This is a genomic window from Amycolatopsis sp. NPDC059027 (assembly GCF_042739735.1).
In the GTDB taxonomy this organism is placed as follows: domain Bacteria; phylum Actinomycetota; class Actinomycetes; order Mycobacteriales; family Pseudonocardiaceae; genus Amycolatopsis.
Genome location: NZ_JBHYIK010000079.1, coordinates 21,954 through 28,838, shown reverse-complemented (window position 1 = coordinate 28,838; position 6,885 = coordinate 21,954). Strand labels below are relative to the sequence as shown.

Here is a 6,885-nt window from a genome sequence, read left to right as displayed (position 1 = left end):
CCCGCGCGTGTCACCCCCGACCAGCTCTCGCGCCCCGGCCGCCCGTACTGCCCCCCTCCGGGGTGTCGGCCCCCGTATGGGGGGCCTTGACGGCGTCTTGAACCGCGCGGACAGCGGGTCAGACGGCGGGCAGGACGGGGGCGATCTCGTCGGCGGCAGCCGGGCCGAAGGCCTCGCCGATGCGGGCCAGCGCGTCGGCGCGGTCGAAGGTCCATTCCTGGGGCCCGACGGTCTCCAGTACGAGCACCGCGACCAGCGAGCCGAGCTGCGCGGACCGCTCGACGTCGAGGCCTCCGTCGAGACCGGCGAGGAAGCCCGCGCGGAAGCCGTCGCCGACACCGGTCGGGTCGACCTTCGCCCGCTCCGGCACCGCGCCGATGGTCAGCGAAACACCGTCCTTGCCGACGATCTCGACGCCCTTCTCGCCCAGCGTGGTGATCCGCATCCCGACCTGGCCGAGCACGTCGGCCTCGGTCCAGCCGGTCTTCTGCAGCAGCAGTTCCCATTCGTAGTCGTTGCTGAACAGGTACTTCGCCCCGGCGACGAACCCGCGGGCCTGCTCGCCGTCCATCCTGGCGAGCTGCTGCGAGGGGTCGACGGCGAAGTCGTAGCCGCGCTGACGGCATTCCTCGGCGTGGCGGATCATGCCGTCGGGGTCGTCCGGGCTGATCAGCACCAGGCTCAGCGCGCCGGCGCGTTCGGCGATCGGCTGCAGTTCGATGTTGCGCGACTCCGCCATCGCGCCGGCGTAGAACGTGGCGATCTGGCACAGGTCCTGGTCGGTGGTGCAGACGAACCGCGCGGTGTGCGCGACCTCGGAGACGAGCACGCCGGAGGTGTCGACGCCGTGGCGCTCGAGCCAGGATCGGTAGTCGGCGAAGTCGGCGCCCACCGCGCCCACGAGCACCGGCCGCACCCCGAGCACGCCGAGACCGAAGGCGATGTTGGCGCCGATCCCGCCGCGCCGGACGACCAGATCATCGGCGAGGAAGCTCAGTGAGACCCGGTGCAGCTGCTCGGCGACGAGTTGCTCGGCGAACCTGCCGGGGAAGTGCATCAGATGGTCGGTTGCGATACTGCCGGACACCGCGATCCTGGCCTTGTCTGCCACCGGTACTCCTCTTGTTCCTCGACCTCGGCTGGGGACGCAAGTTACCCGTGAGTCGTAACCCGTACGGGTAATTCGCGCGCACCAGACGACACTACCGGCTGGTACTGCTTTCCGGCTGGAGTGCGGATCAATAGCGTGACCGACGTGAACGCCCCGAACGTCGTCCCGGAACCGGAAACCATCGGCGAACTGATCTCCGACTGCGCCCACATCCCGGCCGCCCTCCAAGCCGAGAACCTGCCGCTGCCACGCGAAGCGGCGCCGCCATGGACCGTCGACGACGCGTGCCACGCGCAGGTCGCCGAACTCGACGCGTACGTCTGACCGCAGACATCGCACAACAACGGAGAAGGGCCGTTACTCCCCGTGGAGTAACGGCCCTTCTCCGTTGTCGGCAGGCGCGGCGCGTCAGTGGAACGAGTCGCCGCAGGCGCAGCTCCCGGTCGCGTTCGGGTTGTCGATCGTGAAGCCCTGCTTCTCGATCGAGTCGACGAAGTCGATCACGGCCTCGGACACGTACGGCGCGCTCATCCGGTCGACGGCCACACGCAGGCCGTCGAAGTCGCGGAACAGGTCGCCGTCGAGCTCGCGCTCGTCGAAGAACAGCTGGTAGCGCAGGCCCGCGCAGCCGCCGGGCTGAACGGCGATGCGCAGGTGCATGTCGTCGCGGCCCTCCTGCTCGAGCAGCGCCTTCGCCTTGGCGGCCGCGGCGTCGGTCAACGTCACGCCGTGGGTCTCCTCGGCGGTACCAGCGCCGGTCTGCTCAGCGGTCGTCATGGCACTCCCTCTTGGTCGAACTTCCTGCGGGTACTCCTGGTGCACTACGTACAACACGGCAGGGTCCCGATCTGTTCCCCTCCATGGTCGCACATCGATCGACCTGGTGAACGGCGCCGTGACGCCTGCAATACCCTGGTGAGGTGAGGTTCCTGCGCCGCAGCTCTGCTGACACCCCCGCCACCGAAGCCGAGTCGGTCGAGGCGGACGCCGTCGACGTCCAGGGGAAGGCCTACACGCCCGGCAAGGGCAAGGCCACCCCGAAGCGGCGCGAAGCGGAGGGCAAGCGGCGTGGCCCGGTGGCCCCGCCGCCGACCACCATGCGCGAGGCGATGAAGCGCAACAAGGAACTGCGCAAGGCCAACCCGGTCAGCAAGGAGGAGCGCCGCTCCGCCGCCAAGGAACGCCGGGACCGGATGATGGCGGGCGAGGACAAGTACCTGCTGCCCCGTGACCGCGGGCCGGTCAAGGCCTACGTCCGGGACCTGGTGGACTCGCGGCGCAACCTGCTCGGGCTGTTCATGCCGCTGGCCATCCTCGTGTTCGTGGCCCTGCTCGTGCCCTACCCCGCCGCGCAGCAGTACGTCACGCTGCTGTGCACCGCGATGCTGCTGGTGATGGCGATCGAGGGCTTCGTCAACGGCCGCAAGATCGCGAAGCTGGCCAGGGAACGGTTCCCGAAGGAGACCATCAACGGCCGCACCGTCGGCTGGTACGCGTTCGTCCGCGCCAGCCAGATCCGCAAGCTGCGCGTGCCCAAGCCGCGGCTCAAGCCGGGCGACCCGATCCCGAACTGACCTGCGTTCGTCACAGGTCGAGGAGGAGCAGGCACAGGCCTGCATCAAGGCCGCGCTCGACGCGGGCATCACCACCTTCGACACGGCCGACGTGTACGCCAACACGGCGGCGGAGTCGGTGCTCGGACGTGGTCTCAAGGGGCAGCGGCGGGAGAGCCTGGAGATCTTCACCAAGGTCTTCTGGCCGACCGGGCCCGGCGGCCCGAACGACAAGGGGCTGGGCCGCAAGCACATCATGGAGTCGGCGCACGCCTCCCTGAAGCGGCTCGGCACGGACTACGTCGACCTGTACCAAGCGCACCGGTTCGACCGCACGGTGCCGCTGGAGGAGACGTTCGGCGCGTTCGCGGACCTGGTCCGCCAGGGCAAGGTGCTCTACATCGGCGTCTCGGAGTGGACGGCGGAGCAGATCACCCGGGGCGCGGCGCTCGCCCGTGAGCTGAAGATCCCGCTCATCTCCAGCCAGCCGCAGTACAACATGCTGTGGCGGGTCATCGAGCCGCAGGTCGTGCCCGCCGCCGAGCGGGAGGGGCTGAGCCAGATCGTCTGGTCGCCGATCGCGCAGGGTGTGCTGACCGGGAAGTACAAGCCCGGTCAGGCGCCGCCGGTGGGGTCCCGCGCGACCGATGAGAACGGCGCGCGGATGATCGCACGGTTCCTCAACGACGACGTGCTCACGCGCGTCACGAAGCTGGAGTCGCTCGCGACCGACGCCGGGCTCAGCATGGCCAAGCTGGCGGTGGCGTGGGTGCTGCAGAACCCGAACGTCGCCTCGGCGATCGTCGGCGCCTCGCGCCCGGAGCAGGTGCACGAGAACGTCAAGGCGGCCGGGGTGAAGCTGGAGGCCGACCTGCTGACCGCGATCGACGAAGCCCTCGACGGCGTCGTCGAGCGCGATCCGACCCTCACCCAGAGCCCGTGATCACCCGGTCCGCGACCACGAGGTCGTGCGGGTAGGTGATCTTGAGGTTCTCCGCGCTGCCGGGCACCCAGCGCACCGGCAGCGCGGAGAACCGCTCCATGCACGAAGACGTGTCCGTGCCGAGAAACTCTTCCCGCTCGGCCTGTTCGTAGGCCGCCAGCAGCGGCGCGGCGCGGAAGCCCTGCGGCGTCTGGACCCGGATCGCGCCCGGCACGCGCGAGGACAGCGCGTCGCCGGAGACCGCGACGACGTCGTCCGCGGCGAGACCGGGCACCGCTCCCCCGTACTCCCTGGTCTGCGTCAAGACGTCCTCGATCAGCTTCGCCGTCACCAGCGGGCGGGCGGCGTCGTGCAGGAGGACCGCGTCGATCCGGCCGTCGGCGATGCGGGGCGCGAGATGGCGCAGCGCGTTGAGTTCGGACGCCTGCCGGGTGTCGCCGCCGTGCACCAGCTCGACCGGCTTTGGATGCCGGGCCACGACCTCGGCGGCCAGTTCCTCGTCCTGCGGCCGGACGACGAGCACGAGCACGCCGACCTCGGCCACCTTGGCGAACGCGTCGAGCGACCACGCGACCACCCGGCGGCCCGCCAAGGGCAGGTACACCTTGTTGAGCTTCGCGCCGACCCTGGTGCCCGCGCCGCTGGCCAGCACGACACCGGCCGCGGTGGGCGCTGGAAGACTTTCCCGCACGCGCGAACCCTACTGGCCCCGGCACACCGGCGAGGACCCGATGGGTCTGCGGGCGCTAGTGTTTCGAGCGTGGAGACTCCCATCGAGTTCGCCGAGATCGAGGCCCCCGACGACCACGCCCGATCGGCGGCGATCGCCCTGCACGGCAATCTGATCAAGCCCGCCGGATCGCTGGGCAGGCTCGAGGATCTCGGCGTGTGGATCGCGGCCTGCCAGGGCCAGTCCCCGCCCCGCCCGTTCTCCCGGCCGCGCGTGGTCGTGTTCGCCGGGGACCACGGCATCGCGGCGAAGGGTGTCTCGGCCTATCCCGCCGAGGTCACCGCCCAGCTGCTGGGCACGATGCTCACCGGCGGCGCCGCCATCAACGTGCTGGCCGCGGCGGCGGGCGCCAGCGTGCGGGTGGTCGACATGGCCGTCGACACCGAGACGTCGGCGATGCGCGCGGTCAGCGAGTTCAAGGTGCGGCGCGGCTCGGGCTCGATCGACGTCGAGGACGCGCTCACCGGCGACGAGGTGCTCGCCGCGGTGCGGGCGGGTATGCGGATCGCCGACGCCGAGGTCGACGGCGGCGCGGATCTGCTCGTCGCGGGGGATCTCGGGATCGGCAACAGCACTCCGGCGTCGGTGCTGGTCGCGGCGCTGACCGGCAGCGAGCCGGTGGCGGTGGTCGGCCGCGGCTCCGGCATCGACGACACGACGTGGATGCGCAAGGCGGCCGCGGTCCGGGACGCGCTCCGGCGGGCCCGCGCGGTGCTGGCCGACCCGGTCGCGTTGCTGCGGACCACCGCGGGCGCGGACATCGCGGCGATGGCGGGCTTCCTGGCCCAGGCCGCCGTGCGCCGGACCCCGGTCGTGCTCGACGGGCTCGTGGTGACCGCGGCGGCACTGGTCGCCGAGGAGCTGGCGCCGGGTGCCCGCCGCTGGTGGGTCGCCGGGCAGCTGACCGGCGAACCGGCGCACGCGCTCGCGCTGGAACACCTCGACCTCGGCGCGCTGCTGGACCTCGACGTCCGGCTCGGCGAGGGCACCGGCGCGGTGGCGGCCCTGCCCCTGCTGGCGATGGCGGCCCGCGTACTGGCGGAGATGGCCACCCACGACCAGTCCGGCGTCAGCGGCCCCCTGGTCCCGGCCCCTGCCTCCTGACGCGCCCCTTCGCTACGTGGGGGTGTCCCCCACCCTCTCCGGGGGCGACCCCGACATCCATTCTACCGGCGGGGTACGACAGAACCGCGTTTTCGCCGGTTTCGGGCGGAGGTTGTCCACAACGCGGAGGGTGTGTGGACAACCGCGGGCAGCACCGCTGGCGTGGTGTCCCCAACGACGCGTACGAGACGTTGAACGTCCCCAACGCGAACCTTCATATTGTGACATAGACGTGACCTGGGCTTACCTGTCAAGCATCGTTAGCCGCCGCTTGCCCCGGGACCGAGTTGGACCGCCGTACATGCGTTCGCGAGGATGGCGGGGTGACGCGTGTACTGGTTCTCGGTGGTTCGTGGTTCCTCGGGCGAACGGTCGTTGACGACGCCCTCTCGCGAGGGTGGAACGTGACAACGTTCCGGCGTGGCCTCACGGGTGAGGACGCGCCGGGCGTGACAACGATCCGAGGAGACCGCACGAGTCGTGACGACCTTGCTCGGCTTGCCGAGTCTGGCCCATGGGACGCCGTGATCGACACATCGGGGTTTGTACCCCGAGAGACCCTGACCGTGGCGCGAGCGCTTGAAGCCGTCGCCGATCGGTACGTGTTCATTTCGAGCGTATCGGTCTACGAAGGTTGGCCCACCGAGCCGCTAACCGAGGATTCGGCGGTGCTGGAGTGTCCCTCTGACGCGGGGCCGGATTTCGGGTACGACGCGGACCCTGGTCCGACGGTCTACGGGTTCACGAAAGCCGGGTGTGAGCGTGCGGTGGCCGAGACCTTTGGACCGGGTCGAACGGTGCTGTTGCGTCCGGGCGTGATCCTCGGCCCGCGTGAGTATGTGGGCCGCTTGCCGTGGTGGTTGCGGCGCGTTCAGCGTGGCGGACGGGTCTTGGCCCCGGGGCGGCCGGACCGGGCAATCCAGCCAATCGACGTTCGCGACGTAGCGGCTTTCGCGCTTCACACCGCAACAGGCCCGGGAGGTGCGTTCAACGTCACGGCCAGCGGTCGCGACACCATGGGCGGTTTCTTGGACGCGTGCCGGGATACGGTCGGTTCTGACGCTCGTTTCGAGTGGATCACCGATGAGCAATGGCTTGTCGCGCAAGGCGTAGCGCAGTGGACGGAGCTTCCGTTATGGCGCACTTACGCGGGAGCGTGGGCCGTCGATTCGACGCGCGCCCGCACATCGGGGCTGACCCCGCGTCCGCTACGGGCAACGGTCCGCGATACCTGGTCGTGGCTCCAGACTGGCGACGCTGGGGTCGCGCATGAGCGTGCTTCTGAACAAGGGATTGCAGCCGACAAAGAGCGGGCGATCTTGGGCACGTGGGACGCTCGCGAACGGGACCGGGGGGGGGGGGGGGGGCCACCCCCCCCCCCCCCCCCCCGAAAAAAACGACAGGCGGCGGAAGTCGGGCGGGCGCGCGGGCCGGCCGGGCGGCT

General features: G+C 70.5%; 7 protein-coding genes and 1 pseudogene. 5 read left to right on the top strand and 3 right to left on the bottom strand.

The window, feature by feature from the left end; all coding sequences use genetic code 11:
- Positions 1-118 precede the first annotated feature (118 nt).
- Positions 119-1,111 (bottom strand): carbohydrate kinase family protein, encoded by a 993-nt coding sequence (locus tag ACFWY9_RS37795; RefSeq protein WP_378331425.1) that lies wholly within the window; start codon positions 1,109-1,111, stop codon positions 119-121.
- A 144-nt stretch (positions 1,112-1,255) separates the two neighbouring features.
- Between ACFWY9_RS37795 and ACFWY9_RS37790 the strand changes: the two genes are divergently transcribed.
- Complete coding sequence (locus ACFWY9_RS37790) at positions 1,256-1,435, top strand: hypothetical protein (RefSeq protein ID WP_378331426.1); 180 nt, start codon at positions 1,256-1,258, stop codon at positions 1,433-1,435.
- Positions 1,436-1,519: 84 nt separating this feature from the next.
- Here the strand turns inward: ACFWY9_RS37790 and ACFWY9_RS37785 are convergent, their stop codons facing one another.
- A complete protein-coding gene (locus ACFWY9_RS37785; protein ID WP_345403340.1) occupies positions 1,520-1,888 on the bottom strand; it encodes an iron-sulfur cluster assembly accessory protein in 369 nt (122 codons plus the stop codon).
- A 143-nt stretch (positions 1,889-2,031) separates the two neighbouring features.
- On the opposite strand from ACFWY9_RS37785, the gene ACFWY9_RS37780 reads away from it, so the two are divergent.
- The gene (locus ACFWY9_RS37780) at positions 2,032-2,685 is read left to right on the top strand and encodes a DUF3043 domain-containing protein (protein ID WP_378331427.1); all 654 of its coding nucleotides are present in this window, start codon (positions 2,032-2,034) and stop codon (positions 2,683-2,685) included.
- Between the two features lie 10 nt (positions 2,686-2,695).
- Positions 2,696-3,607 (top strand): annotated as a pseudogene (locus ACFWY9_RS37775) (aldo/keto reductase family protein); the annotation flags it as partial.
- On the opposite strand, the gene ACFWY9_RS37770 reads toward ACFWY9_RS37775, so the two are convergent.
- Positions 3,591-4,298, bottom strand: a complete 708-nt coding sequence (locus ACFWY9_RS37770; protein WP_378331428.1) for a 2-C-methyl-D-erythritol 4-phosphate cytidylyltransferase — start codon at positions 4,296-4,298, stop codon at positions 3,591-3,593. The pseudogene ACFWY9_RS37775 and the gene ACFWY9_RS37770 sit on opposite strands and share 17 nt — an antisense overlap.
- 69 nt (positions 4,299-4,367) lie before the next feature.
- Here ACFWY9_RS37770 and cobT point away from each other — a divergent pair, with 69 nt between their 5' ends.
- A complete protein-coding gene (gene cobT / locus ACFWY9_RS37765) occupies positions 4,368-5,441 on the top strand; it encodes a nicotinate-nucleotide--dimethylbenzimidazole phosphoribosyltransferase (RefSeq protein ID WP_378331429.1) in 1,074 nt (357 codons plus the stop codon).
- A gap of 323 nt (positions 5,442-5,764) precedes the next feature.
- On the top strand, positions 5,765-6,885 hold a 1,121-nt coding region (locus ACFWY9_RS37760; RefSeq protein WP_378341154.1), incomplete at its 3' end, for an NAD-dependent epimerase/dehydratase family protein.

Coding starts and splice junctions, on each gene's coding strand:
- ACFWY9_RS37785 (WP_345403340.1), bottom strand. CDS start 1,888: ATGACGACCGCTGAGCAGACCGGCGCTGGTACCGCCGAGGAGACCCAC.